This window comes from Caldimonas mangrovi (assembly GCF_023721835.1).
In the GTDB taxonomy this organism is placed as follows: Bacteria; Pseudomonadota; Gammaproteobacteria; order Burkholderiales; family Burkholderiaceae_C; genus Caldimonas; species Caldimonas mangrovi.
Map to the genome: position 1 here is coordinate 60075 of NZ_JAMKFE010000021.1, position 22999 is coordinate 83073.

The 22999-nt window shown below is 67.0% G+C and carries 31 protein-coding genes and 1 pseudogene; 13 read left to right on the forward strand and 19 right to left on the reverse strand.

What is annotated here, in order from left to right:
• Positions 1-78 precede the first annotated feature (78 nt).
• Positions 79-702, reverse strand: coding sequence for a TetR/AcrR family transcriptional regulator (locus M8A51_RS24190; RefSeq protein ID WP_251781190.1), 624 nt, complete (start codon positions 700-702; stop codon positions 79-81).
• 96 nt (positions 703-798) lie between these two features.
• Here M8A51_RS24190 and M8A51_RS24195 point away from each other — a divergent pair, with 96 nt between their 5' ends.
• The 12 genes from M8A51_RS24195 to M8A51_RS24250 all read left to right on the forward strand — a co-directional run bounded on the left by M8A51_RS24195 (position 799) and on the right by M8A51_RS24250 (position 11884).
• Positions 799-1221 carry a VOC family protein gene (locus M8A51_RS24195; protein WP_251781191.1) on the forward strand — a complete coding sequence of 141 codons (423 nt, stop codon included), beginning with the start codon at positions 799-801 and terminating at the stop codon, positions 1219-1221.
• Complete coding sequence (locus M8A51_RS24200) at positions 1199-2569, forward strand: MATE family efflux transporter (protein ID WP_251781192.1); 1371 nt, start codon at positions 1199-1201, stop codon at positions 2567-2569. Before M8A51_RS24195 ends, M8A51_RS24200 begins: the two co-directional genes overlap by 23 nt.
• A gap of 74 nt (positions 2570-2643) precedes the next feature.
• Entirely contained in the window at positions 2644-3435 is a 792-nt protein-coding gene (locus tag M8A51_RS24205) for an enoyl-CoA hydratase/isomerase family protein (protein WP_251781193.1), read from the forward strand.
• 13 nt (positions 3436-3448) lie between these two features.
• Positions 3449-4972, forward strand: a complete 1524-nt coding sequence (locus M8A51_RS24210; protein ID WP_251781194.1) for a malonate--CoA ligase — start codon at positions 3449-3451, stop codon at positions 4970-4972.
• A gap of 33 nt (positions 4973-5005) precedes the next feature.
• Positions 5006-5977, forward strand: coding sequence for a LysR family transcriptional regulator (locus tag M8A51_RS24215; protein WP_251781195.1), 972 nt, complete (start codon positions 5006-5008; stop codon positions 5975-5977).
• A gap of 81 nt (positions 5978-6058) precedes the next feature.
• Positions 6059-6892: a putative hydro-lyase gene (locus M8A51_RS24220; protein ID WP_259372141.1), complete on the forward strand. Its 834-nt coding sequence runs from the start codon at positions 6059-6061 to the stop codon at positions 6890-6892.
• Positions 6893-6910: 18 nt separating this feature from the next.
• Positions 6911-7960, forward strand: a complete 1050-nt coding sequence (locus M8A51_RS24225; RefSeq protein WP_251781196.1) for a TRAP transporter substrate-binding protein — start codon at positions 6911-6913, stop codon at positions 7958-7960.
• Positions 7961-8023: 63 nt separating this feature from the next.
• Positions 8024-8653: a TRAP transporter small permease subunit gene (locus tag M8A51_RS24230; RefSeq protein WP_251781197.1), complete on the forward strand. Its 630-nt coding sequence runs from the start codon at positions 8024-8026 to the stop codon at positions 8651-8653.
• A complete protein-coding gene (locus M8A51_RS24235) occupies positions 8650-9939 on the forward strand; it encodes a TRAP transporter large permease (RefSeq protein WP_251781198.1) in 1290 nt (429 codons plus the stop codon). The genes M8A51_RS24230 and M8A51_RS24235 overlap by 4 nt, the downstream gene beginning before the upstream one ends.
• Positions 9940-10052: 113 nt before the next feature.
• Positions 10053-11060: a TRAP transporter substrate-binding protein gene (locus tag M8A51_RS24240; RefSeq protein ID WP_251781199.1), complete on the forward strand. Its 1008-nt coding sequence runs from the start codon at positions 10053-10055 to the stop codon at positions 11058-11060.
• A 28-nt stretch (positions 11061-11088) separates the two neighbouring features.
• A complete protein-coding gene (locus tag M8A51_RS24245; protein WP_251781200.1) occupies positions 11089-11307 on the forward strand; it encodes a toxin-antitoxin system HicB family antitoxin in 219 nt (72 codons plus the stop codon).
• A 13-nt stretch (positions 11308-11320) separates the two neighbouring features.
• Entirely contained in the window at positions 11321-11884 is a 564-nt protein-coding gene (locus tag M8A51_RS24250) for a hypothetical protein (protein ID WP_251781201.1), read from the forward strand.
• Between the two features lie 4 nt (positions 11885-11888).
• On the opposite strand, the gene M8A51_RS24255 is transcribed toward M8A51_RS24250, so the two are convergent.
• From M8A51_RS24255 to M8A51_RS24345, 18 genes are all read right to left on the reverse strand, one after another.
• Positions 11889-12650, reverse strand: coding sequence for a TSUP family transporter (locus M8A51_RS24255; protein ID WP_251781202.1), 762 nt, complete (start codon positions 12648-12650; stop codon positions 11889-11891).
• A 323-nt stretch (positions 12651-12973) separates the two neighbouring features.
• On the reverse strand, positions 12974-13615 hold the full coding sequence (locus M8A51_RS24260) for an FMN-binding negative transcriptional regulator (protein WP_251781203.1): 642 nt from the start codon (positions 13613-13615) through the stop codon (positions 12974-12976).
• A gap of 43 nt (positions 13616-13658) precedes the next feature.
• Positions 13659-14615 carry a GNAT family N-acetyltransferase gene (locus M8A51_RS26640; protein WP_368408595.1) on the reverse strand — a complete coding sequence of 319 codons (957 nt, stop codon included), beginning with the start codon at positions 14613-14615 and terminating at the stop codon, positions 13659-13661.
• Positions 14593-14838 (reverse strand): hypothetical protein, encoded by a 246-nt coding sequence (locus M8A51_RS24275; protein WP_251781204.1) that lies wholly within the window; start codon positions 14836-14838, stop codon positions 14593-14595. The genes M8A51_RS26640 and M8A51_RS24275 overlap by 23 nt, the downstream gene beginning before the upstream one ends.
• Before the next feature lie 3 nt (positions 14839-14841).
• The gene (locus M8A51_RS24280; protein WP_251781205.1) at positions 14842-15126 is read right to left on the reverse strand and encodes a hypothetical protein; all 285 of its coding nucleotides are present in this window, start codon (positions 15124-15126) and stop codon (positions 14842-14844) included.
• A 30-nt stretch (positions 15127-15156) separates the two neighbouring features.
• Entirely contained in the window at positions 15157-15918 is a 762-nt protein-coding gene (locus M8A51_RS24285) for a class I SAM-dependent methyltransferase (RefSeq protein ID WP_251781206.1), read from the reverse strand.
• A complete protein-coding gene (locus tag M8A51_RS24290; protein WP_251781207.1) occupies positions 15915-16337 on the reverse strand; it encodes a ribosomal protein L7/L12 in 423 nt (140 codons plus the stop codon). Before M8A51_RS24290 ends, M8A51_RS24285 begins: the two co-directional genes overlap by 4 nt.
• A gap of 67 nt (positions 16338-16404) precedes the next feature.
• A complete protein-coding gene (locus M8A51_RS24295) occupies positions 16405-16566 on the reverse strand; it encodes a hypothetical protein (protein ID WP_251781208.1) in 162 nt (53 codons plus the stop codon).
• 44 nt (positions 16567-16610) lie between these two features.
• Positions 16611-17189 (reverse strand): class I SAM-dependent methyltransferase, encoded by a 579-nt coding sequence (locus tag M8A51_RS24300; RefSeq protein ID WP_251781209.1) that lies wholly within the window; start codon positions 17187-17189, stop codon positions 16611-16613.
• A gap of 91 nt (positions 17190-17280) precedes the next feature.
• Entirely contained in the window at positions 17281-17805 is a 525-nt protein-coding gene (locus M8A51_RS24305) for an SLOG cluster 4 domain-containing protein (protein WP_251781210.1), read from the reverse strand.
• 110 nt (positions 17806-17915) lie between these two features.
• Entirely contained in the window at positions 17916-18254 is a 339-nt protein-coding gene (locus tag M8A51_RS24310; RefSeq protein WP_251781211.1) for a VOC family protein, read from the reverse strand.
• A gap of 192 nt (positions 18255-18446) precedes the next feature.
• Positions 18447-19394: a serine hydrolase domain-containing protein gene (locus M8A51_RS24315; RefSeq protein WP_251781212.1), complete on the reverse strand. Its 948-nt coding sequence runs from the start codon at positions 19392-19394 to the stop codon at positions 18447-18449.
• Positions 19395-19529: 135 nt separating this feature from the next.
• Complete coding sequence (locus tag M8A51_RS24320; protein ID WP_251781223.1) at positions 19530-20102, reverse strand: GNAT family N-acetyltransferase; 573 nt, start codon at positions 20100-20102, stop codon at positions 19530-19532.
• Positions 20103-20206: 104 nt separating this feature from the next.
• Positions 20207-20482: a DUF2277 domain-containing protein gene (locus M8A51_RS24325; protein ID WP_251781213.1), complete on the reverse strand. Its 276-nt coding sequence runs from the start codon at positions 20480-20482 to the stop codon at positions 20207-20209.
• A gap of 92 nt (positions 20483-20574) precedes the next feature.
• Positions 20575-21039, reverse strand: coding sequence for a M23 family metallopeptidase (locus tag M8A51_RS24330; RefSeq protein WP_251781214.1), 465 nt, complete (start codon positions 21037-21039; stop codon positions 20575-20577).
• 170 nt (positions 21040-21209) lie between these two features.
• Positions 21210-21572: a nuclear transport factor 2 family protein gene (locus tag M8A51_RS24335; protein ID WP_251781215.1), complete on the reverse strand. Its 363-nt coding sequence runs from the start codon at positions 21570-21572 to the stop codon at positions 21210-21212.
• A gap of 19 nt (positions 21573-21591) precedes the next feature.
• Positions 21592-21915, reverse strand: a complete 324-nt coding sequence (locus tag M8A51_RS24340; protein WP_251781216.1) for a hypothetical protein — start codon at positions 21913-21915, stop codon at positions 21592-21594.
• Positions 21916-22008: 93 nt separating this feature from the next.
• Positions 22009-22398, reverse strand: a complete 390-nt coding sequence (locus M8A51_RS24345; RefSeq protein WP_251781217.1) for a nuclear transport factor 2 family protein — start codon at positions 22396-22398, stop codon at positions 22009-22011.
• A gap of 306 nt (positions 22399-22704) precedes the next feature.
• Between M8A51_RS24345 and M8A51_RS24350 the strand changes: the two are divergent.
• Positions 22705-22999 (forward strand): annotated as a pseudogene (locus M8A51_RS24350) (IS110 family transposase); the annotation flags it as partial.

The window sequence follows — 22999 nt, forward strand, 5'->3', positions numbered from 1 at the left end:
TGCCCTCGATGACAGCTCGCCGGCCCGGCGAGGCCGGACCGGCGTGCGCGGATCGTAAGGGTGCGCCCTGGGCGGGTGTCACCTGGGTGACAGGCGGGCAGGCCGGCGAGACGGGCGGCGCGGGCGCAGGGCCTCGAACAGCGCCTGCACGGCGGTGCGCCACTCGGCCGGCGCGACCTGCGCGCCGGGGGCACCGACGCGCAGGGCCACGGCGTTCAGCGCGCCGTTGATCACGGTGGTCAGCATGTCGGCGCTGCCGGCGAACTCGATCGCGCCGGCCGCCAGTGCGGCATCGACCGCCTCGCGCAGCGCCTGTGCGCTGAGTTGCCGGTCCAGGGCCTCCCAGCGCTCCCAGCCCAGCACGGTGGGGGCGTCGACGATCAGGATGCGGCGCACGGCCGCCTGCGTCGTGAATTGCACCCAGGCGGTCGACCCCCGCACCAGCACCTCGAAAGGATCGTTCACCCCTTCGATCGCGGCGTCGATCGTCGGCACCGCTTCCTCGCTGAGGGCGATGCAGACCGCCTCGAACAATGCGGCCTTGTCGGCGAAGTGGTGGTACATCGCACCGCGTTTCACGCCGGCGCCGTCGAGGATGGCCTCGGTGCCGGTGGCGGCATAGCCGTGCTGGGCGAACAAGGCGCGCGCGACGCCGATCAGGCGGGCGCGGGTGGCGGCAGAGCGTTCGGCATGGGAGGCCATGACGGCGATGGTAATTGACAGACAGTCTGTCCGTAAATACAGTGGCAATACAGACAGGTTGTCTGTTTATCCATCACCCGTCACCAAGGAGCCGCCATGCGATTCGCCGACCGCTACCCCATCATCGTCACCCCCCGGAAGAACGACTGCCGCGACTTCTGGTCGCGCTGCCTGGGCTTCCAGGTCGGCTTCGACAGCCAGTGGTTCACGTGGCTGACGGCCGAGGACGGCTCGGCGTCGATCGCCTTCATGACACCCGACCACCCTTCAGCGCCGCCGGGGCCCGAAGCGTTCACCGGCTCCGGCATGTGCTTCGAGTTGCAGGTGGACGACGCCGACGTGGCGCATGCCGAGCTGTCCGCGGCGGGTATGGCCGTGGAGTACCCGTTGACGAACGAAGCCTTCGGCCAGCGGCGCTTCGGCTTCCACGACCCGGCCGGCCTGTGGATCGACGTGGTGCAGCAGATCGAGCCGGCGGCCGGCTACTGGGACCGCTATGCCGTCGCCGCCGCGGCTTGACGCGAGCGTCGACCCACGCCCTTCGGAGTGGGTCGCGCTGCTGCGGCTGGCGACGCCCATCGTCGTCGGCTTGTGCGTCAATGCGGCGATGGGTGTGGTCGACAGCGCCATCGTCGCGCCGCTCGGTCCGGAGGCGCTCGGCGCCGTGGCACTCACCAGCACGGTGCTGCTGGTGTTCGTCGCGGCGCTGTACGGTTTCCTGAGCCCCGGCGCCATCCTCGTGGCGCGTGCTTTCGGGGCCGGCGACGCCGTCGAGCAGGGCGTGCACCGGCGCGCCGCGCTGCGTCTCGGGCTGTGGGCCGGCAGCGGCTGCACGCTGCTGATGCTGCCCGGCTGGCTGCTGCTGCCCTGGCTCGGCCAGCCCGCCGAGGTGTCGGACGTCATCGCGCCCTATTGGGTGCTGTCCGCGCTGTCGCTGTTGCCGCTGACGGTGCAGCTGGTGGCCAAGCAGATCCTGGATGCAATGGACCGCCCGTGGGCCGGCGTGGGGGTGTCGGTGCTGATGGTGGCGCTCAACGCGGCGGTCGGCGGCGCACTGGTCGCTTGCGGAGCCGGGCTGTGGGGCGCGGCGCTGGGCAGCCTGCTCGCCTACCTGGCCGGCATGTGCCTCACCGTGGTCTGGGCGTGCCGGCTCACGCCGTGCCGGGGCCACGCGGCCGCCGAGCGCGCGGCGCTGGGCGTGCAGCGCCGCGAAGGGCTGCCGATGGGTGCGCAGTACCTGCTCGAATGCGGCGCCACCGCAGTCGCGGGCCTGCTGATCGGCCTGTTCGGCGTGGTCGCGTTGGCGGCACATCAGATTGCGATGTCGGTCACCGCCGCGCTGTACATGGTGCCCCTGGGGCTGGCGGCGGCCGTCGGCCTGAGGATGTCGCACAGCGTGGGCGCCGGCGCCGTCGAGGCCCTGCGGCCGCAAGCGCGTGCCGGGTTGGTGCTGGCCGCTGCCTGGATGGCCGGCTTCGCCGCGCTGCTGGCGCTGGCGGGCGAGCCGGTGGCGCGCGCTTTCACGGCGCGCGCCGAGGTCGTCTCGCTGGCTGCCGTGCTGTTCGCGGCGATGGCGCTGATGCAGGTGGCCGACGGGCTGCAGAGTGTCAGCCTCGGCGCGCTGCGCGGCCTGCTCGACAGCCATTGGCCGACGCGCGTGTCGCTGTGCTGCTACTGGCTGCTCGCACTGCCGGCCGGCTGGTGGCTGGCCGTCCCGCTCGGGCTGGGGCCGGCCGGCATCTGGATGGGCTTCGGGCTTGGCCTGTGCGTGGCTGCCGCAGCGCTGATGCACCGGCTGCGCCGGCAGATCGCCCACCATGCCGCGAACAGCAATGCGCGAGGCCCCGCAGTGGCGGCCACTCCGTAGCGTGAACAGGCTCTAGACTGCGGTTCCCGACGAGGTTCCGCCATGCCCGACTTTTTGCCTTGCGCCGCCGCATCATGAGTGGCCAGTTGCACTTCGAGCCGCACCCCGGCCTGCCCGGCGTGGCGGTGCTGACACTGAGCCATCCCGGCAAGCTCAACGCCATCTCGGTGGCGATGTGGCAGCGCTTGCGCGAGGTCTTCGATGGCCTGGCCGAGCGCGAGCCGCAACTGCGGGCAGTGCTGCTGCGCGGCGCCGAAGGGCAGTTCGCGGCCGGGGCCGACATCTCCGAGTTTCCCGGCTTTCGGTTCGAAGCAGCCGGCCTGCACGACTATCACGAGCAGGTTATCGCCCCGGCCCTGCAGGCCCTGCTCGATTGCGATGTGCCGCTGGTGGCCCAGATCGAAGGCGCGTGTGTCGGTGGCGGGCTGGAGATCGCTGCCTGCTGCGACCTGCGCATTGCCGGCGCCGGCAGCCGCTTCGGGGCACCGATCGCCAGGCTCGGCTTCCCGATGGCGCCCAGCGAGCTGGCCGTGGTGTTGCAGGCCGCAGGCGCCGCCACGGCACGCGAGCTGTTGCTCGAAGCGCGCCTGCTCGATGCGGCCACCGCCCTGCAGCGCGGCCTGGTGCACCGGGTGGTGCCGGACGGCGAGGTCGCGCTCGAAGCACAGCGCACGGCCGAACGCATCGCCGCGCTCGCGCCGCAGGCGGCGCGCCTCAACAAGCAGACGCTGCGCCGCCTGCAGCGCGGCGAGCCGCTGAGCGAGGCCGAACGGCTCGAGCACTTTCGCTATGCTGCGTCGCCCGACCACCGCGAAGGGGTGCAGGCCTTCCTCGAGGGCCGGCCCCCGGTGTTTCGCGGCGCCTGACACCCTTGCCGCGATGAATCTCTATACCGCCCTGCGCAACGCCTTTCCGGCCGACCTCGATGCCGCCGCCGTGGAAACCGACGACGGCCTGCACTATCGCTGGCGCGATCTCGAGCGCGGCAGCGCAATGATCGCCAACCTGCTCGAGTCGCTCGAGCTGCCCGAAGGCGCACGCATCGCGGTGCAGGTCGAGAAATCGGTCGAGGCGCTGATGCTCTACCTCGCGGTGCTGCGTGCAGGTCATGTGTACCTGCCGTTGAACACCGCGTACCGGCAGAGCGAACTCGAATATTTCCTCTGCGACGCCGAACCGAGCGTGGTGGTGTGTACCGGCCGCAACTTCTCGTGGGTCAGCAAGCTGGCGTTCACCGTCGGCACGCGCAGCGTGTTCACGCTGAACGACGACCGCAGCGGCACGCTGCTGGAGCGTGCGTCGCACTTCGCCGACGTCCAGGCACCGGTCGACAGGCACGACGACGAGCTGGCGTGCATCCTCTACACCAGCGGCACCACCGGCCGCAGCAAGGGCGCGATGCTGACGCATGGCAACATGCTCAGCAATGCGCGCACGCTGAAGGACTACTGGGACTGGCGGCCCGGCGACGTGCTCATCCACGCCTTGCCGATCTTCCATGTGCACGGCCTGTTTGTCGCGATTCACGGCGCGCTGCTCAATGGCAGCAGGATGATCTGGCTTGCAAAGTTCGAGCCGAAGCGGGTCGTCCAACAATTGCCGCGCGCGACCGTCTTCATGGGAGTGCCGACGCTGTATGTGCGTCTGCTGGCCGAGCCCGGCCTCACGCGCGAGGCCTGCGCCCACATGCGCCTGTTCGTCAGCGGCTCGGCGCCGCTGCTGCTGGACACCTTTCGCGAGTTCCGCGAGCGCACCGGCCACCCGCTGCTCGAGCGCTACGGCATGAGCGAGACCGTGATGCTGACCTCCAACCCGTGCCGCCCGGAAGACGGCGAGCGTGTCGGCGGCACGGTCGGCAAGCCGTTGCCCGGCGTCGGCGTGCGCGTGTTCGACGATGCCGGCCAGCCCTGTGCCGCCGGCGAGATCGGCCATGTGCAGGTGCGCGGCCCCAACGTCTTCAAGGGCTACTGGCGCATGCCCGAGAAGACCGCCGAAGCGTTCACCGCCGACGGCTGGTTCAAGACCGGCGACGTCGGGCGCTTCGACGAGCGGGGTTATCTCTCCATCGTCGGGCGCAGCAAGGACCTCATCATCAGCGGCGGCTACAACGTCTATCCGGCCGAGATCGAGAGCTACTTGCACGAAATGGACGGCGTCGCCGAATCGGCAGTGGTCGGCGTGCCGCACCCGGACTTCGGCGAAGCGGTGATCGCGGTCGTCGTGCCCAGGCCCGGCGTGCAGCTCGACCCGGAGGCGTTGATCGCTTCGATGAAGCAGCGCATCGCCCATTTCAAGGTGCCCAAGCGCGTCTTCATCGCGGGCGAGCTGCCGCGCAACACGATGGGCAAGACCCAGAAGAACCTGTTGCGGCAGGCCCATGAGAAGTTGTTCGCAGCGGCCTGAGCCTGCTCGCTCCGGCCGCCTTCGGAGCCCCGCGTGAACCTGCGTTTCGTCGAAGCCTTCTACTGGGTCGCCACCTTCAAAAGCATGACACGCGCAGCCGAGAAGCTGTCGCTCACGCAGGGCGCGATCTCGAGCCGCGTCGCGTGTCTCGAGCAGGAGCTTGGAACCAGCCTGATCGACCGGCGCGACAAGCAGATCCGCCTGACCAACAGCGGCCAGCGCTTCCTGTCGTATGCCGAGCGCTTCCTGACGATGCAGCGCCAGCTGCGCCGCGAAATGGGCTCGCCCGAGCAGAGCGCCACCAATCTGCGCATCGGCGCGATCGAGTCGGTGCTGCACACCTGGCTTGTGCCGTTGCTCGACCGCCTGCGCGAACACAGTCCGCAGGTCGAGCTCGAACTGACGATCGAGATGACTCCGGTGATCCTGGAGCAGCTCAAGCGCGGCAGCCTCGACCTGGTGTTCGCTGCCGCACCGCTCGCCGCCGACGGCGTGCGCAGCGTGGCGCTACCGGCACTGGAGATGGCCTTCGTCGGCGGCGCGCACCTCGGTGTGCGGCGCGTGCACGAGCTGCAGGACCTGGCCGACCAGGAACTGCTGACGTTCCAGCGCGGCTCTCAGCCGCATGTCGCCCTGGTCGATCTGATGCGCTCGCAGGGTGTCAAGCCGCGCAAGCTGCATTCGGTGTCTTCGATCTCGGCAATGCAGAAGCTGCTGGAAAGCGGCCTCGGCGTCGCGACGCTGCCGTACGAGGCGGCACGCAGCTTTGTCAGCAGCGATGCCCGCTTCGCGATGCTGAAGTGCTCGACGCCACTGCCGCCGCTGCCGGTGCATGCGAGCTACCGCAGCGGGCCGACGTCGACCGTCGCCGACGTGATCGTCGAGGAGGCGCTGCAGTTCGTGAGCGGCATCGCGCCTGGCGTGCCGGCACGCGGCAGCAAGGCGCAGGGTGCCCCCTCGAAGCCGAGGCCTCGTCCAAGATCATCAAAAAAATTGATGACGTGATCCAAAAATAATTCGTTTGCGAGCAGCGATCCCGGAGCAGAAACTGTGCCCAACAGTCACAGATTCTTCATCTGAATCGCCATGTCTTCACTCGCTTGCAGCCCCCTTCGGGTTAACCCGCCTGCACCTGCCGTGCAGGCGCTCGGCGCGGCCGACGCCCGCATGCTGATCCGCAGCGGCGAGTGGGCCGGCCACACCAGCGGCCTGGCCACGCGACACGTGCAAGGCAACGTCGTCGTGCTGCCGGCGGCCTATGCGCATGACTTCTTGCTGTACTGCCAGCGCAATCCCCGGCCGTGTCCGCTGCTGGCGGTGTCCGAGGCGGGCAGTCCGGTGCTGCCCGGACTCGGGGATAACCTGGACATCCGCACCGACGTGCCGCTGTACCGTGTCTGGCGTCACGGCCAACTGGTGGAAGAGGTCCGGGACGTCCGCTCCCTGTGGCGCGAGGACCTCGTGACCTTCGTGCTGGGATGTTCCTTTTCATTCGAACATGCGCTGCTCGACGCGGGGGTGCCGCTGCGCCACGTGGCGCAGTCACGCAACGTGGCGATGTTCCGCACCAGCATCGCGACCGAACCGGCTGGGCCTTTCGCCGGCCCCATGGTGGTGACCATGCGGCCGTTCAAGCCGGCCGATGCGATCCGTGCCGTACAGATCACCTCGCGTTTCCCGGGTGTGCACGGTGCACCGGTGCACATCGGCAAGCCCGAGCTGATCGGCATCCATGACGTCACGCGGCCCGACTACGGCGACCCGGTGGAGATGCTCGACGACGAACTGCCGGTGTTCTGGGCCTGCGGCGTGACCCCGCAAGCCGCGGTGATGGAGGCGCGGCCCAGCTTCTGCATTACCCATGCACCGGGATCCATGCTGATCACCGACCTGCTCAACTACCAGTTGGCCACTCTTTAAAACCAAAAGGAGACACCGATGAAGCTCAAGCAATTCCTGACCGGGGCATGCCTGCTCGCCGCCGGCATGACGGGCGCCGTGGCGCAGCATCTGCCCAAGACGCATGTGCGCGTGGTCGGCAGCATCTCGACGCTGCCGCAGTACAAGGACTTCGAGCAGCCGTTCTGGACCAAGGAGCTGGCTGAGCGCTCGGGGGGCGCCGTCACCGGCGAGATCCGCGGCTTCAACGAGATGGGCCTCAAAGGCCCCGAGGTGCTGCGCATGACCGGCATGGGCTCGATGGAGTTCGCGGCCACCGCGCTGTTCTATCTGGCTGCCGACGACCCTACCAACGAGATGATCGACATTGCCGGCCTGCTGCCCGACGTGCAGAGCGCACGCAAGGCCACCGAGGCCAGCAAGCCGGTGTACGAGAAGCTGTACCGAGAAAAATTCGGCGTCGAGTTGCTCGGCATCGGCACCTACCCCGGCCAGGTCATCTACTGCAATGCAGAGCTGAAGGGCCTGGCCGACGTCAAGGGCAAGAAAGTTCGCGTGGCCGGTCGCTCCCAGTCGGAGTTCATCGAGGCGCTCGGCGGCACACCGGTGACGATGGCGTTCGGGGAAGTGGTGCCGGCCATGCAGAACAAGACCGTCGACTGTGCCGTCACCGGCACGCTGTCGGGCAACCTGGCGAAGTGGCACGAAGTGGCCACGCACATGATTGCCGCGCCGGTGAGCTGGGGCCAGATCGTCTACGCGGTCAACGCCAAGTCCTGGGCCCGCATGGACCCCAAGGTGCGCGAATTCATCAGCCAGGAGGTCAGGCGCCTCGAGAAGAATGTCTGGGACGCCGCCGACCAGTTCACCGAGCAAGGCTATGCCTGCAATGCCGGCCGACCCGACTGCAAGCTCGGAGTGCCCGGCAAGATGACGCTGGTGCCACTGTCCAAGGCCGACCGCGAGCAGTTGCGCAAGGTCGTCAGCGACGTCATGCTGCCGAAATGGGCTGCGCGCTGCTCGGCGCAGTGCGTCAGCGATTTCAACGCGACGGTCGGCAAGACGCTGGGCGTCACGGCGGCCAAGTAACCAGGCAGGTGCAGCGCGCGGCGGCCGATGCCGGTGGCCGCGCCGTGCCGAAGGTGCAGGACCATGAAACCAGACCTCTTGAACCGGCTGCACGCAGGGGCCGAACGCATCGCCGGTGCGGCGATACGCGCCGGCGGCGTGCTGATGCTCGCCGCGGCGCTGCTGGTGGCGTTCGACGTCACCATGCGCAAGCTCTTCAACGTGACGCTGGGCGGCGCCGACGAGCTGGCCGGCTATGCTTTCGCGATTGCTACCTCGTGGTCTTTCGCCTTCGTGCTGCTCAAGCGCGGCAACGTGCGCATCGATGCGCTCTACATGCATCTGCCCCAGCGCCTGTGTGCGGTGCTCGATTTCCTCGCAGTGCTCGCGCTCGGCACCTTTGCCATCGTGCTGGCCCGCCATGGCTACGACGTCATGGCGTACTCCTGGTCCATCGGGGCGCGCTCCAACTCGTCGCTGCAGGTGCCGCTGTGGGCGCCGCAGCTGGCGTGGTGGGCCGGGCTGGCGTTGTACGTTGTCACGTTGTGCCTGTTGCTGCTGCGGTCCTGCACGTTGCTCGTCGCCGGCCGGTTCGAGCAAGTGCATGAAATGCTCGGGGCGCGCACCGCCGAAGAAGAGGCCGCCGAAGAAGCGACCCAGGCGCGCGAGCGCGACCTGCGGCAGGGCACCCGGTTCGCAGGAGCGCAATCATGATCGTTGTCGCCCTCACCCTGATGCTGGTGCTGATGGCGTTGGCCATTCCCGTGGCGGCATCGCTCGGCACGCTGGGCCTGCTGCTCGACCAGCTCTACAGCTTCCTGCCGCTGTCGCGGGCGATCGGCGAGGTCTCCTGGAACGCCAGCACCGAGTTCCTGCTCGTTTCGCTGCCGCTGTTCATCATGCTGGGCGAAATCCTGCTGCGCGCCGGCATCGCCGAGAAGATGTACGGTGCACTGGTGATGTGGATGAACTGGCTGCCCGGCGGGCTGATGCACTCCAACATCGCCTCGTGCGGCCTGTTCGCCGCCACCTCGGGCTCCAGCGTCGCCACCGCCGCGACGGTCGGCACGGTGGCGTTGCCGCAGGCACGCCGCTACGGCTACAACGAGCGCCTGTTCCTCGGCACGCTGGCGGCCGGCGGCACGCTCGGCATCCTGATCCCGCCGTCGATCAACATGATCATCTACGCCGTGCTCACCAACACCTCGGTGCCCAAGCTCTACCTGGCCGGCATCCTCCCAGGGGCGCTGCTGATGACGCTGTTCAGCCTGGTGGTGATTGCCGCCTGCGTGCTGCGGCCCGCGTGGGGCGGGCAGCGCCAGACATCGAGCTGGCCCGAGCGTGCCGCCAGCCTCGTGCATCTGGTGCCGCCGCTCGGCATCTTCGGGGTGGTCGTCGGCTCCATCTACGCGGGGATCGCCACGCCCACCGAAGCGGCCTCGCTCGGTGTCGTGGCCGGCCTCGGCCTGGCGGCCTGGAGCCGCCGGCTGACCTGGAAGATGCTGATGGAATGCATGGAAGGGACGATGCGCTCCACCGGCATGGTGATGCTGATCATCGTTGCCGCGTACTTCCTCAACTTCGTCATGTCGTCCATTGGTCTGACCGACGCCATCACGCAGTTCATGCAGGGACTGGGCTGGTCGCCGACGATGATGTTGCTCGCCGTGGTGGTGTTCTACCTCGTGCTCGGCTGTTTCATGGAAACGCTGGCGATGATGATCACCACCATTCCCATCATCGCGCCGGTGATGTTCAGTCTCGGCTTCGACCCCATCTGGTTCGGCATCGTGGTGATCGTGCTGGTCGAGGCGGCACTGATCACGCCGCCGGTAGGGCTCAACCTCTTCGTCGTACAGAACCTGCGCAAGTCAGGCTCGATGAACGACGTCATCGTCGGCGTGCTGCCCTTCGTTGCGGCGATGTTCGTGCTGCTCGTGCTGCTTGCCGCCTTCCCGCAGCTGGCGACCTGGCTGCCTTGGCTGGTCGGCACCAGCTAGCGGGCAGATCCGTCCGCCACCGCTTCCCTGCTTCTTTCGTCCCTGCCCGCCGTGCATGCATGGCGCGGCGTGACGACGCCCGTCGGTTTGTTGTTGATGTACGGAGGTGCGAGATGAAGTCCGGTCGATACGTCGCCGTTGCGGCAGCGGCATGCATGGGGTGGGTACAGGGGGCCTGCGCGCAGGCCGAATGGAAGCTCGCGACCGGCTACGGCGCCGGTTCGTTCCAGACCGAGAACATCCGGCGCTTTGCGCAGGACGTACAGACGGCCACTGCGGCGCGCGTGCGCATCGCCGTGCATCCGAACAACATGCTGGTGCCCATGGCCGGCATCCGGCAGGAGGTGGCCTCGGGGGCGATCGAGGCAGGGGAGGTGATCCTTTCGTCGCTGGCGGCGCAGATGCCGCTGGCCGAGGCCGACAGCGTGCCCTTCATCGTCGGCTCGTATGCCGATGCACGACGCTTGTGGAAGTACCAGCGCCCGCTGATCGAGCGCGAGTTCGCGCGCAACGGGCTGGTGGTGCTGTATGCAGTGCCATGGCCAGCGCAGGGCTTGTACGCCAGGCAGCCGGTGCGCAGCACGCGCGACCTGCGCGGCCTGAACATGCGCACCTACAACGCCGCCACCGAACGCATCGCCGAGCTGGTCGGTGCGCGGCCGGTGCAGGTGGCGATGACCGAGGTCGGGCAGGCGCTGGCGGCGGGCCGCTTCGAGACCATGGTGACGTCCAGCGTGACGGGGGCCGAGAACAGGGTGTCGGCCCACCTGAAGTACTTCTACGCCATCTACGCGTGGATGCCCAAGAACATCGTCTTCCTCAACCGTCGCGCCTTTGACGCGCTGGCGCCGGCCGACCGCGACGTGGTGCTGAAAGCCGCCGAGGCGGCCGAGGCGCGCGGGTGGGCGATGAGCGAAGACGCCGACCGGCAGGCGCTGGCCCAGCTGGCGAAGGAGGGTATGACGGTCGAGCCGGCCCCGCTGGAACTGCGGCAGGAGTTGCGCCGCTACGGCGAGCGGTTTTCGCTCGAGTGGCTGCGCAAGGTGCCGCAGGAGGCCAACTTGCTGTTCGTGCCCTACTTCACCGGGTACCAGGCGGCCAGCAGCGCTGCCGCACGTTGAAGGGGACCGAAAAGGAGCGTGACCATCGATGGACGAGACCCGCAACCACCTGCAGCAGCAACGCTCCGGCCGCTTGCTGCTGCGGCTGCCGCCCGACCTGCACACCCGCGTCGCAAGCGAGGCGGCCGCGCATGGCAAGAGCCTGAACCGCTGGCTGCTGGAAGTCCTGGTGACGTCCCTGCCCGACGACACGGCCGACCCTGCCGCCCACCCGGCAACCCGGGCGGCCCGTGCATCCCGCGGCTAAACTGCCGGGCACCATGGTGACGCACCAGACCCCAGAAGCCGTGCTGCGGACCTACCTTCGCTCGAAGGACGAAAACCGCCCGCACCTGACGCCGCGCGTTTTCACCGACGACGCCGTGCTGCATGTGCACCTGCGCACCGGCAGCATCGCCTTCCCGTCGGTGACGCGCGGGCGCTGCAAGATCACCGACGTGCTGGTCAGCTCGTTCGCGATGAGCTACGAGAACGTCTACACGTACTGCATGGCCAAGCCGGCGGACGGTGTCGACCGCTACGCGTGCGACTGGATGGTCGTGATGACCGAGAAGACCAGCGGCAGCGTGCGGGTCGGCTGCGGCCGCTACGACTGGGGCTTCGACGCGGCCCGCTCGGGGCTGGCCGACCGGCTCGTCATCACGATCGAGCAGATGCTGGCACTGCCGCCGGCCGAGCAGGCGGCGGTGTTCCGCTGGGTCGACACGCTGGCCTACCCCTGGACCACGCCGGCGCAGGTGGCGGCCGGTGCGCCGGACATCGCGCCGCTGGCACCCGTGGTGCAGTACCTGGCCGGCACCGAGGCGCGCGACCGTCAGAGCTGAGTTTCTAGAGCTTCAACGCGTCGTAGCCGGTCTTCAGGATCAGCGCGCCGACCACGGCCATGAAGATCACGCGCACGAAACCCGCGCCGTGCTTCAATGCCAGCCGCGTGCCGAGCAGGCTGCCCACCACGTTGGCAACGGCCATCACCAGCGCGAAGTGCCACCAGATGTGACCCTTGGCGATGAACAGCAGCAGCGCCGAGAAGTTGGTGGCGGTGTTCAGCAGCTTGGCGCTGGCCGACGCATGCAGGAAGTCGTAGCCGAGCAGCCGCACGAACAGGAACACGAAAAAGCTGCCGGTGCCCGGCCCGAAGAAACCGTCGTAGAAACCGATGACGAAACCGATCAGCGACGCAACGGCCGCTTCGGTGCGGCCGCTGAAGCGGCGCCGGTGCTCGCGGCCCATGTCCTTCTTCACCAGCGTGTAAACGAACACCGCGAGCAGGATGAAGGGCAGCGCCTTGCGCAGGCCGGTGGGCGGCACCATCGTGACCGTCCAGGCGCCGAGTGCACTGCCCGCCAGCGCCGCCGCAGCGGCCGGCAGCAGCGCCGACCACACCATCTCGACGCGCCGCGCGAACTGCACCGTCGCCCAGGCCGTGCCCCAGACCGCCGCCCCCTTGTTGGTGCCGAACAGCGTGGCCGGCGCCGCGTTCGGGAACACGCCGAACATCGCCGGGATGAGGATCAGCCCGCCGCCGCCGACGATGGCATCGACAAAACCGGCAAACAGCGAAGCAAGCGTGACGACCGCGAACTCGAGCATGGAAGGGGAGGAGGGGCTAGCAGAAGGAACGGTGGAGCAGGGCGCCCCAAAAACAACGGGCGCTGGCATCGGCCAGCGCCCGCGAATTGTGACATTCGTTTTGCGTCACAGAGTCTCTTCTACTGCTTCTCTGTGTCTCCTCAGTCCCCGCCCCATTTGCAAGCGCACCTTGGGGGTGGGCTCGCTGCGAGTGACGAGACTGTAGGGCGCACGCGAGTCCCTAGCACTAGGGGTTTTCCTGCCCTTTTTTGCAGCAGATCGCACCGGATCAGGGTCTTCCCGGGGGGGCTGTCAGGTCCATCGCCGAGGGCCGGTGCCCACCTTCAAGCCGGCCCGACGAAGCGGCCGACCAGCTCGCCCATCGCGCGGCTGTCCTCACCGCCGCGAGCTTGCAGCCCCGCCAGGATGCCGAGCTTGTCGTGGCGCGGGCGGTTCTGGCTCACCTTCCATTTGCCTTCCAGCCGGGCGATCGGAATCTCGATGCCGACCAGCACCGCCAACAACTTCTCGATGAAGTCGGTGGGCGCGTCGCTGACCTTCCAGGGCACGGCATGGCCGGCCTCGTGCGTGTCGCTCAGCTCGCTCACGTGTGCCAGCAGCCATAGCGGGTCGTCGATCACGCGCGGCATGCCGTGCGCGTGCACCACCGCGTAGTTCCAGGTCGGCACCGCCTTGCCGTTGGCATGCTTGCTCGGGTACCAGGACGGCGAGACATAGGCCTGCGGCCCCTGGAACACCACCGCAGAAGGCTGCTCGCGCGAGAACGACTGCCACACCGGGTTGGCCCGCGGCACGTGCGCTACCAGCGTGCCGTGCTCGCCGCGCTCGGCATGCAGCAGGAAGGGCACGTGGTTGACCAGCAACTCGCCGCCGGCCGAGGTGACCCAGGTGCCCAGCGGGTAGGCGCGGATCAGCCCGTGCAGCACGCCGGGGTCGTGTTCTTCGAAATGCTTGGGGGTGTACATCGACGGCTCCGACCGGTGGTTCTGCTGCACAGCATACGGCGCCTCAGGCGCCCAACGCATCCCAGCGGTCGTGCCGATCGCGGCGCTCCTGCCGGTAGTTGGTGATCTCCAGGCGCATGCCGTCGGGGTCGGTGAAGAAGGTGGCCCAGTAGTCCGGCGCGTAGCCCGGGTGCAGGTACGGCTCGGTGGCGTCGACACCGGCCGCCTGCAGCGCCGCGGCGGCGGCGCGTACGTCGTCGACGGTGTCGACGCGCAGGCAGAAGTGGTGCAGGCCCGGGGCATAGGGGTCGTGCGTCTGCCCGCTGCGCGCCGGCCGCAGCACGTAGCCGAAATGCCGGTTGTAGTACTGCACGTGCGGCTCGTCGTTCAGGGCAAAGCGGTTCTTGCGGAACCCGAGCGCGGGCAGCACGCGGTCGTAGAAGGCCTCGGAGCGGGCCAGGTCGGACACGGTGATGTAGACGTGGTCGATGCCGATGACCTGGGGCTCGGGTGCCCGAGTTGCCGCCTGGTCGGCCAGTGTCTTGTACATCACGAAGGCGTCGACATCGCCGCGGGTGGGGTGCCTGAACGCACCCGGCAGGCGCCCGACCATGGCAAAGCCGAGCTTGCGCCACAACTGCACCGCCACCTCGTTGGTCGACACCACGCAGTTGAACTGCATGGCCCGGAAACCGCGTGCCGCGGCCTCGCGTTGCGAGTGCTCGCACAGGGCCGAAGCGACCCCGAGGCCGCGTGCGTGCTCGCCGACCACATAGCCGCAGTTGCACACGTGCCCGCCCTGGCCGGGCTGGTTGGGCTTGAGGAAGTAGGTGCCCGCTATCCGGTTGCCCGTGTCCACTGCGACGAAGGTCGCGGTCGGCGCGTCGACCCAGGCCTGGCGCGCTTGCGCCTCGGTGATGTCGCGGGCAAAGGTGTAGGTCTCGCCGGCACGGAAGGTCGGTTCGAGCAGGGCCCAGACGGCAGGCCAGTCCCGGGTGTCATAGGCGCGTACCGTGAGCATCGGGTGTCTCCAGGGTGGGGGGATCGCCGGGATCGCGAACGCCGGCAGGTTGCGATTCTTCCGGCTCTGCGTGGCACGTCGCCAGGGTATCGCCAGTTTGCGTCGGGTGCAGGGGCGCCTCGGGCGCGGTGGCGTCTCGCCAAGGCGGTGCCGGGTCGGTCATGTCGATCATTTCGATGTCGGGCATCAAGGGAAAGCCCTCGAAACGAGAGTCGCCTTCCATCTTCTAGCGGGTTCCTTCGAAACCGCGCGGGCTGGCGTCGGGGCCGTGCAGATAGCGCGACGCCTGCAAGTCCACCACCTGACAGGTGTAGCGGTCGCACAGCAAGGCCACGTAGCGCCCATCGACGCTCGTATAGGCATACCGGTATCCGGTCGGCGTCGACCATTCCGGGCGAAGCTTCGCGAGCAGTGCCACGGCAGCGGCGACCGCCGGCGAGCCGGCTTGATGCCCGGATCGAGGTGGCGTGGCCCGGGGGACGAGGCGCGCTTTCAGCTTCGCGAACCACATGGGGCCGTGTCCGGGGGGGCAGGGCGGCGTTCAGCGACGCGGCCCGGGCTTCGTCGCTGCGATCACCGGCTGGTAGAACGCCGTCTGTGCCCGGTGCACGTTCTCGAACCCTGCCTCACGCATCAGCGCGCACACGCGCTCGACAGAGAGTGCGTAGTACCGCGAGCGCATCGCGTGCGTCGCCACGGCGCCGGACGCCAGGTCTTCTTCGACGAAAAAGAAGGTGAAGTCATAGAAGTCGTCGCCGTCGAAATCCCACACCTGGAACAGCAGGTAGCGCTTGCCCGCTTCGAGGCGCACGCCATAAGGCTTGACCAGGTGGCGGCCGCGTGTCTCTCGGGCGTAGTCCCGCACGCTGACGACGCAGCCCCCGCCGTCGACCAGGCAGTCGAACATCTGACGCAGCGCGATCAGGATGTCGTCATCCGAGAGCAGGTGAGGCAGCGAGTTGTCGCAGGAAAGCACGACGTCGAAACCGCCGCCGTGATGTGCATGGGCACGGCGCATGTCGCAGGCCGAGACGGCCAGGCCGACACCCCATCGATGAGCCTCTTCGCGTGCGCGCACCACGGCCCCGGCGGACAAGTCCGACGCCGTCACGTCGTAGCCCTGCAGCGCGAGGCCGATGGCCTGCGTGCCGATGCCGCATGAGACGTCAAGGAGCCTGCGGCCGCCGGGCCAGCCGGTGCCGATGAGTGACGCCAGCTGTTCGCCCTGGGTGCGTACGCTGGCGGGCCAGTCCTCGTGGATCAGGTGGTACAGCGGCGCGAGGTCGTCATAGAAGCGGCTCATGAGAGCAGATGGTACGCAAGCGCAGCCGTCACGAGCGCCGCCACCCCCCACCACCACGCGGCGCCTGCGCGGCGCGGCACCTCGCCGGGCGCCAGGCCCGCGCTTGCATCGCCGGCCGAGGCCTCGGCGGCTTCTACCCGGTCCTTGGCCTCTTTCAGCCCCAGCCCCGTGTGCTCGCGCAACAACCGGATCGCTTCGATCTTGTTGCCCCGTTGCAGCGCTTGCTGCACGGGCAGAGGCAGCCCGGGCGTCGAGAGCCGCGGCGCTGGCGTGCCGGTCCACGAGCCCTGCAGATGGGCGTCGATCTCGTCCTTGGCTTCCTTCAGACTGACGCCCGTTGCGTCACGCAGGCGTTTGATCGCCTCGATCGTGCGGCCTGCTTCGAGCGCTTCGACGACATTCTCGGGGAGGGGTTTCACGGCTTCACTCCGATGTGCAGGGCGCTTGCGCTCTTCGATACTCCGGCGCAGCGCCTGGCTGCCCGGTTCAACTGCTCGCCCCGAACACGGCAAAGGGAAAGCAGACGCAAGAGACCGCCTTCGGAAAGCGCAAGCCAAGCACCACGCCGGCTGCAGCGAGGCCGATCGCCCACCCCGCCAGCGCCTCCAGCGAGGCCGGTGCCTGGCCGAAAGCGAGACGACCGATCACGCCGATCCAGAAGCCGCCCAGTGCGCGGTGGCGCGCAGCGGAAATCAGGCGTCTTTCTCGAGCACCACTTCCCAGACCGCTTTTGACTTCACGTACTTTCGCGTGACGAAGTGCTCCAGCGACAAGCGCCTCCATCCTTCGGCGAAGAGCAGCGCGATCGATTCCTCGTCGAAAAAGCGCTTCGGCTCTCCATCGACCAAGAAGAAGTTCTGTTCGATCTCCGGGTGGCCCTGGGCGCCGAAGTTGCGATCTTCCGTCGAAATCAACCGGCACAGCAGGAGCCCGCCCGGACGCAGAGCGTGTCGAACCCTTTGCACGATGGCGACGGTTTCCTTCCACGCAAAGTAGTGCAACGAGAGGCTGGCGACCACCACGCCGAGATCTTGCGCTTGCGCAGGGAGAGGCTCGCGGATGTCTCGGCATTCGATCGCCGCCGAGGGCACCCGAACCCTCGCGACAGCGACGGCGGCGCGAGAGAGATCGAAGGCGATGACGTTCAGGCCGGCGCGGGCGAGCGTGGCCGTATCGTCGCCCTGGCCGCAGCCGATCTCCAGGACAGGCCGGTCCTGGGCGCGTTCAACGGCCAACGGCAACCAGCGGTCGAGCCAGGGGTCTTTGAGCATGATCTTGAAACGCCTGAGAAGTTGCGCTCGATGTGCCTCGTGTACATGCATGCGACAGTCGACACGGGGGGCGGCAATGCTCGCGTGACGGCTACGACACCGGCCGCACGAGGCCCAGACTGCGAAGCTGAACCTCCAGCTCTTCGGACGAGCGCCAGGGCAGGATGGGAGCGTTCTGCCGTTCGTCGGGAGGATGCTCGGGCAGGCTGTCGGACCAGCCGCCGCAGTCCACCAACGGCAGGAGTGGACGCTGGTGAAGCCAGGCGAGGCAGACCTCGGAGATCGTTCCGGCGCGTCCACCGATGACAAGGCAGGCGTCTCCGGCGAGGGCCATGAGCAGGTTGCGGGCGTCGCCCATGCCGCATGGAATGACCACTGTGGCAGGCCAGTCCGAAGGAGGCATCTGGCCGGGCGGAACGATGCTCACCACCAGACCACCCGCTTGAATGGCACTTTCAGCGGCGACCCTCGTGGCGGGGCTCCCGCACCCGCTGACCACCGTGATGCCGAGCTTCGCGAGGAGGCTGCCGGCACGAGCTGCCAGCTCGTAGGCGTCAGATCCCGGCTCGGCGCTGCCGAGAATGGAGACTTGGGGGCGACGGATCGAGAGGTTCATGTGGGTCCGTAGGCTTCATGGCCGGTGGGTCCAGCGTCGGCGGGCGGAGCCCGCTGGAATGCACCGGTGTCGTGAGGGGTCTGGCTGGGAATCAGCGAACGCCTGGCGGGTTATTGTTTCTGCTGAAAAGCGAGAAGATAGCCGTTGCAGTCCTTGATACCGAACTCCCTGGAGCCATACGGCATGTCTTGAAGCTCCCATGCCAGCGGCGCAAGGCCCCGAACCCGAACATGGAAGTCATCGACATCCGGAATGGTGATGTACAGCGTTCCGGTGCACGCGGGGTCGCCATGCCACAGGTCCTGCTCGGTGAACAACAGTTTCGCACCGCCCTTCTCCAGCGTGACTGTGCGCTCTGCCGTCGCGGTCGCGATGAAGCCGAGCGTCGATTCATAGAACCGGCGGGTTTCATTCAGGTCGTTGCAGCGAAGAAGCACGGAAAGGGTCATGGTGATACACGTCGTGTGACGCCAAACATTGATGACAGTCGGGCGGACCTGCACGAGCAGCGAGCCACTGCGTGTTGAGTCCATTGGCGATGGTGACGCCCCACGTTCGAGTGCACCTGAGTGCGAAAGTGAGGGCAGCTCGCTGGAGCACGGCGCCCCGTGAAGAGCGATGCATGCCATCACGCAGAGCGGTCACCGGGCTGGAGCCGGCCTGGTGATGAGGCGAAAGATGTCTTCCCGAACCAGCTTCATGGCGTGTCCCCGTGCCTGGCTGCTCGCAGTGGCCGCCGCGGTGGTGGCCACCACAAGATCGAGCGGCTTGTGTACCCAGATCAGCTGCCCGCCGAAGCCGCTTGCAAAGAAGGTCTGGCTTGCCGTGCCAGAAGGGGGGAGCCACCACATATAGCCGTACGCCGGTTGATCTGCCGAGGTCTGGCGTTGAACGGCTTCGCCCGCATACGACTTCGAAATCAACTGCTGCTCATTCCACACGCCCTGCTGAAGCATCAGTTGACCCAGCTTGGCCATGTCGCGAGTGCGCAGACGCAAACCGCTCGAGCCATAGTGGTGGCCGTTTGGGCCCTTCTTCCAATCGAACAGGTCGATGCCCAGGGGCCCGAAGAGCTTTTTCTGCGCCAACTCGGAGACCCCCTGCCGGGTCGCGTTCTCCAGGGCAATCGCGAGCAGGTTTGCGGCGAGGTCGTCGTAGAGAAATTCCGCCCCAGGCGGCGCTTTGACAGGCCGATTTGCCAAGTATTGAGGATGGTCGGATTCGGCCCTGCTCACCCGGCCCGATGGGGCGAACCCAGCCCTCATGGTGAGCAAGTGCCTGACGGTCACCGGTGCTCGATCGGCATCGGCGGTTACCGTTGTGCCGGCGGGAAGCAGGGCCGCAATGGGTTGATCGAGTGACGCGATGGCGCCTTCGTCCGCGGCGATGCCCACAAGCATCGAAAGCACGCTCTTGGTCACCGACTGTGTGTCGCGCAGCGTGTCTTGATTCGACCCCGGCTGGTAGTACTCGAAGACGACATGCCCGCCACGGAGCACGACCACGCTCTCGACATCGGTGAACGAGGTGGCAATGGTTTCAGGCAGCCCAACGAGCGCTTCCCGTTGAGCCTGAAGGTCCTCGCTCATCGGGGCGCCGGCGCCACTGGCGGGAGCTGCGGCGACCTGAGCAGACGAGCCATGAAGCAAGGGCTAGCGCGTTTGCAGCGGAACAAAAGATGGAGCGCATGATTTCACAGCACCGTTTCCGGCGCGCCTGGAAGGTCAGGTTCGCCCACGTGCTGCTTGCAACTCGGCGGCAACCCGAGTGCCGCCGTGGTCCGAACGGTGGTTCGCTCTTTCATGCAGCATGAGCACCGCGGGCCCATCGGGCGTCACCACTTCACCTACTTCTTTGAAGCCCACCTTGCTGTAGCAGCGGATGGCGCGTCTGTTGTTCGGGGAGGGATCTGTTTGGACCTTGGTAACGCACGGATCCGCAAACAGGCGTTCCACGAAAGCCGCAACCATGGCGGTTCCCAGCCCTTGGTTCAAGCGCGTTTCATCCACCAGAAACTGATCAATTCCCCTGGCTCCCGGGTCGCTTTCATCTTCCCACCAGCCGCCTCCCGAGCCTTGGACGACATAGGATTGAATGAAACCGATGGGCTGATCCTTGATGCTGGCGATGTATGCCCGGGTCGATGAGCGACCCTCAATGATCGGCAAGTATTCATCCCGAACTTCTTCCATGGTGCTCGGTTCTTCCCACCATTCAGCCACGTGCGGCCGCAGGATCCAGGCGTGTAGCATCGGAAGATCTTCCACGGCGAGTGGTCTGAAAAGAAGTTTGTACATTGCGTTCTCTGCCTCGTCGCCGTGCCGGTATTCAGCCGCCGCCGCGGGATGGCCGCTGCTGCCGGTGGCGGCTTCGACGTCGGATACCTTGTGGGCTTCTGTGCTCATGGCGGCAAACCGAATCTCACGGCCGCTTTGGCTCGGGCCTTGGCGGCCTCGGTGTCGCGGTTGCGCGGCTCGGCCGTTGTGACGAGTGAGCGGACGAGAACGCGAGCCGAGGCGGCAACCTCTTCGACCGCGCGCTCGAATGCCGCTTCGTTTGCCTTGGACGGCACATTGAAACCGCTGAGCTTGCGAACGAACTGGAGCGCCGCGTCTCGGATCTCGAGTTCCGTGGCCGGCGGGTCGAAGTTGAACAACGTCTTGATGTTGCGGCACATGACGGCTCCAGTTCGATACTGACGCATTGAATGGTATGCCATCCACCCGTCGCGGGCAGGCATCGCGGAGGCGAGGCGCGGCGGGTCCAGGGTCAGGCACCGCTCTTCAGCATGACGCCGGGGTCGAGGTAGAACATCTTGCGCCATCCCTGCGTTTCCGTGCTGTACCGCCAAGGCAGCGGAACAAGCGAGAACACCGCGTAGTGCAGGTGGGGTGGCTTCCCTGCCGCGTTGCCGGATACGCCGACCGTGCCGACCTGCGAACCGGAGCCGACCAGTACCGGCGGCGCGGCTCCATAGCTCGACAGGTGCGCGTAGTAATGAATGCGCCACTTCGGTCCGAGAACGGCGACGACCTTGCCGCCCTGGCCCCACTCGCCTCTGTAGATGACCAGACCCGCCGTTGCGGCAATGACTTTCTGGCCCTGCTGCGCAAAGATGTCTATGCCCTTGTGCACGCCGGAAGCGCCCCAAGGCTCGTACCAGAAAGACTTCGGATTCCAGTCGCGAGCAGAGGCGCCCTCGACCGGAATGACCGGGTTCTCGGGGACCAGCATCCCGGCCGCCAAAATGCCCAGAAGAGATAGCGACACTTTCAGTCGTGCTCGATGTTGCATCTATGGTGCCGCCCCGTCCCGGCGCATGCAGGTGGTGTACTCGCCGCGAGGCTCTTCGAGCAGCGGAGCCGGTGTGTCGAACGCGATGCTCCAGCCGACCACGCTCGATCTCATCTCGACAAGGGGCCGAAGAAGCCAATGATCCTTTCGATCCGCGTACCGTCGGCCGAGATGAATGCAATGTCGATCCCCTCGGGAAGCTCATTCCCGCCGGCGTCAACGGCGCGCCAGGCAAACCGTGCGACGCCGTGGTGTTCATCGACCTGACTGGTGCGAACGACTCGTGACCCAGGCCGCCTCGCAAGCACCTTCGCGATGTGGGCGAGAAGTTCGGAGCTGCCAAGCGCGTGTACGGTGGGATCCGTGTAGCTGGCAGCCGGCGCCCAGACCCGTGCTATCAGTTCGGCACGCCGCTGCGGCGATGCTTCGCTCCATGCCTGACAGTACGTGTCGATCAATGCGGTCAGTTCCATACGCCTCCAAGCTTGACCATCAGCGGAATGCCGAGAGAACCGAGAAGGCGGCAGCGGCACCGGCGAGCCAGAAGAGTCCGCGCGTTGCCACCTTGCGAAGCGAAGACCAGTAGGGTTGGGTTGCAACGTCCTTCGTCCCCAACGACAGGTGCTCCGTGCCGACCACAAACAGCAGGACGGGAACGAGGAAGACCCCCGTCAAAGCAGCCAGCAGAAGAAGGCTGCGCCCTTGTGGCGAGAGCGCCAGCGCGTTTGCTGCAGCCTCTTGCAGCGGCATGGCAAAACCGAGCGCGAGACCGCTGAGGAGTGCGGCGGTGCGGGTTGGCGCAATCGGTGGTTTCATGCGGCCCGGCGACGAACGTGAACGGCGCGTTCCAGCAAGCGACGCTTGCTGGCGCACGGCTGCTCGATGGAAGGGTCAGCTGTGCGCATGCGACTACTGTTGCGCCTGGAGCATGGCCGCCATCTTCTGATGGATCAAGTTGATGGCCTTGAGGGGTCGGATCAGCACCTTGAACTCGACGATCCGCCCCTCGATGTCCCACTTGAGCATGTCGACACCGTTGACGCCGATGCCGTCGATTTCTACCTGGAACTCAAGCACCGCGTCGGAAGGGCCGGTGACTTCTCGAACATACCTGAAGGACGGATTGAAGAAAACCTGGAACGCGGCAGAGAGGTATTGGATCGTGATGGCCTTTCCGACCTGCGGCGTATGAACGACGGGCGAGTGGAACACCACGTTGTCCCCGAGAACCGAGTCGAGGCCTGCAGCGTCTCGGGACTTCACGAGTGCATGCCAGGTAGATAACGTGTCGATGGTCATTGCGGGCTCTCCGGAAGGTGCGTTCATGCCAGCGACACGGCCCATGCCGGCCCTGGACAGGCTGTGCCGATGATGAAGGCTCCCGCATGCGCGAGAGTCAAGAGCGTTCGGCCTGTTGGCATGGGACCCCGTCGTTTGCGTCAGGTGAAAGTGTCAACCAAACCGATGCGAGCTCCCCTGGCTTGCCGGGGCATGTCCTCTCGATGGGAATACGAAGGGACATCCCCAGTCCTGCAACGGCGACGAAGTGCGCCAAGATTGGTGGTTGCGAATTCATCAATCTGAAGCTTTGGAAAGGGGAAGTCCGTGGAGCAGATTACACGAGGCGACCGTTGCCGGGAAGCCACCCGGGTGGGTGTGGACCTGGCCAAGCAGGTGATCCAGGTGCACGCGGTGGATAGGCGCGGCCGGGTGATCACCAGCCGGGCGCTGCGACGCGATCAGTTCCTGCCGTGGTGCGCGCAATTGCCCACGGGTTGCCTCGTGGCGATGGAGGCCAGCTCAAGCGCCCACCACTGGGGCCGCCGGCTGCAAGCGATGGGGCTGGACGCACGCATCATCTCCGCACAGCTGGCCGCGCCGTACCGCATGCAAGGCCACA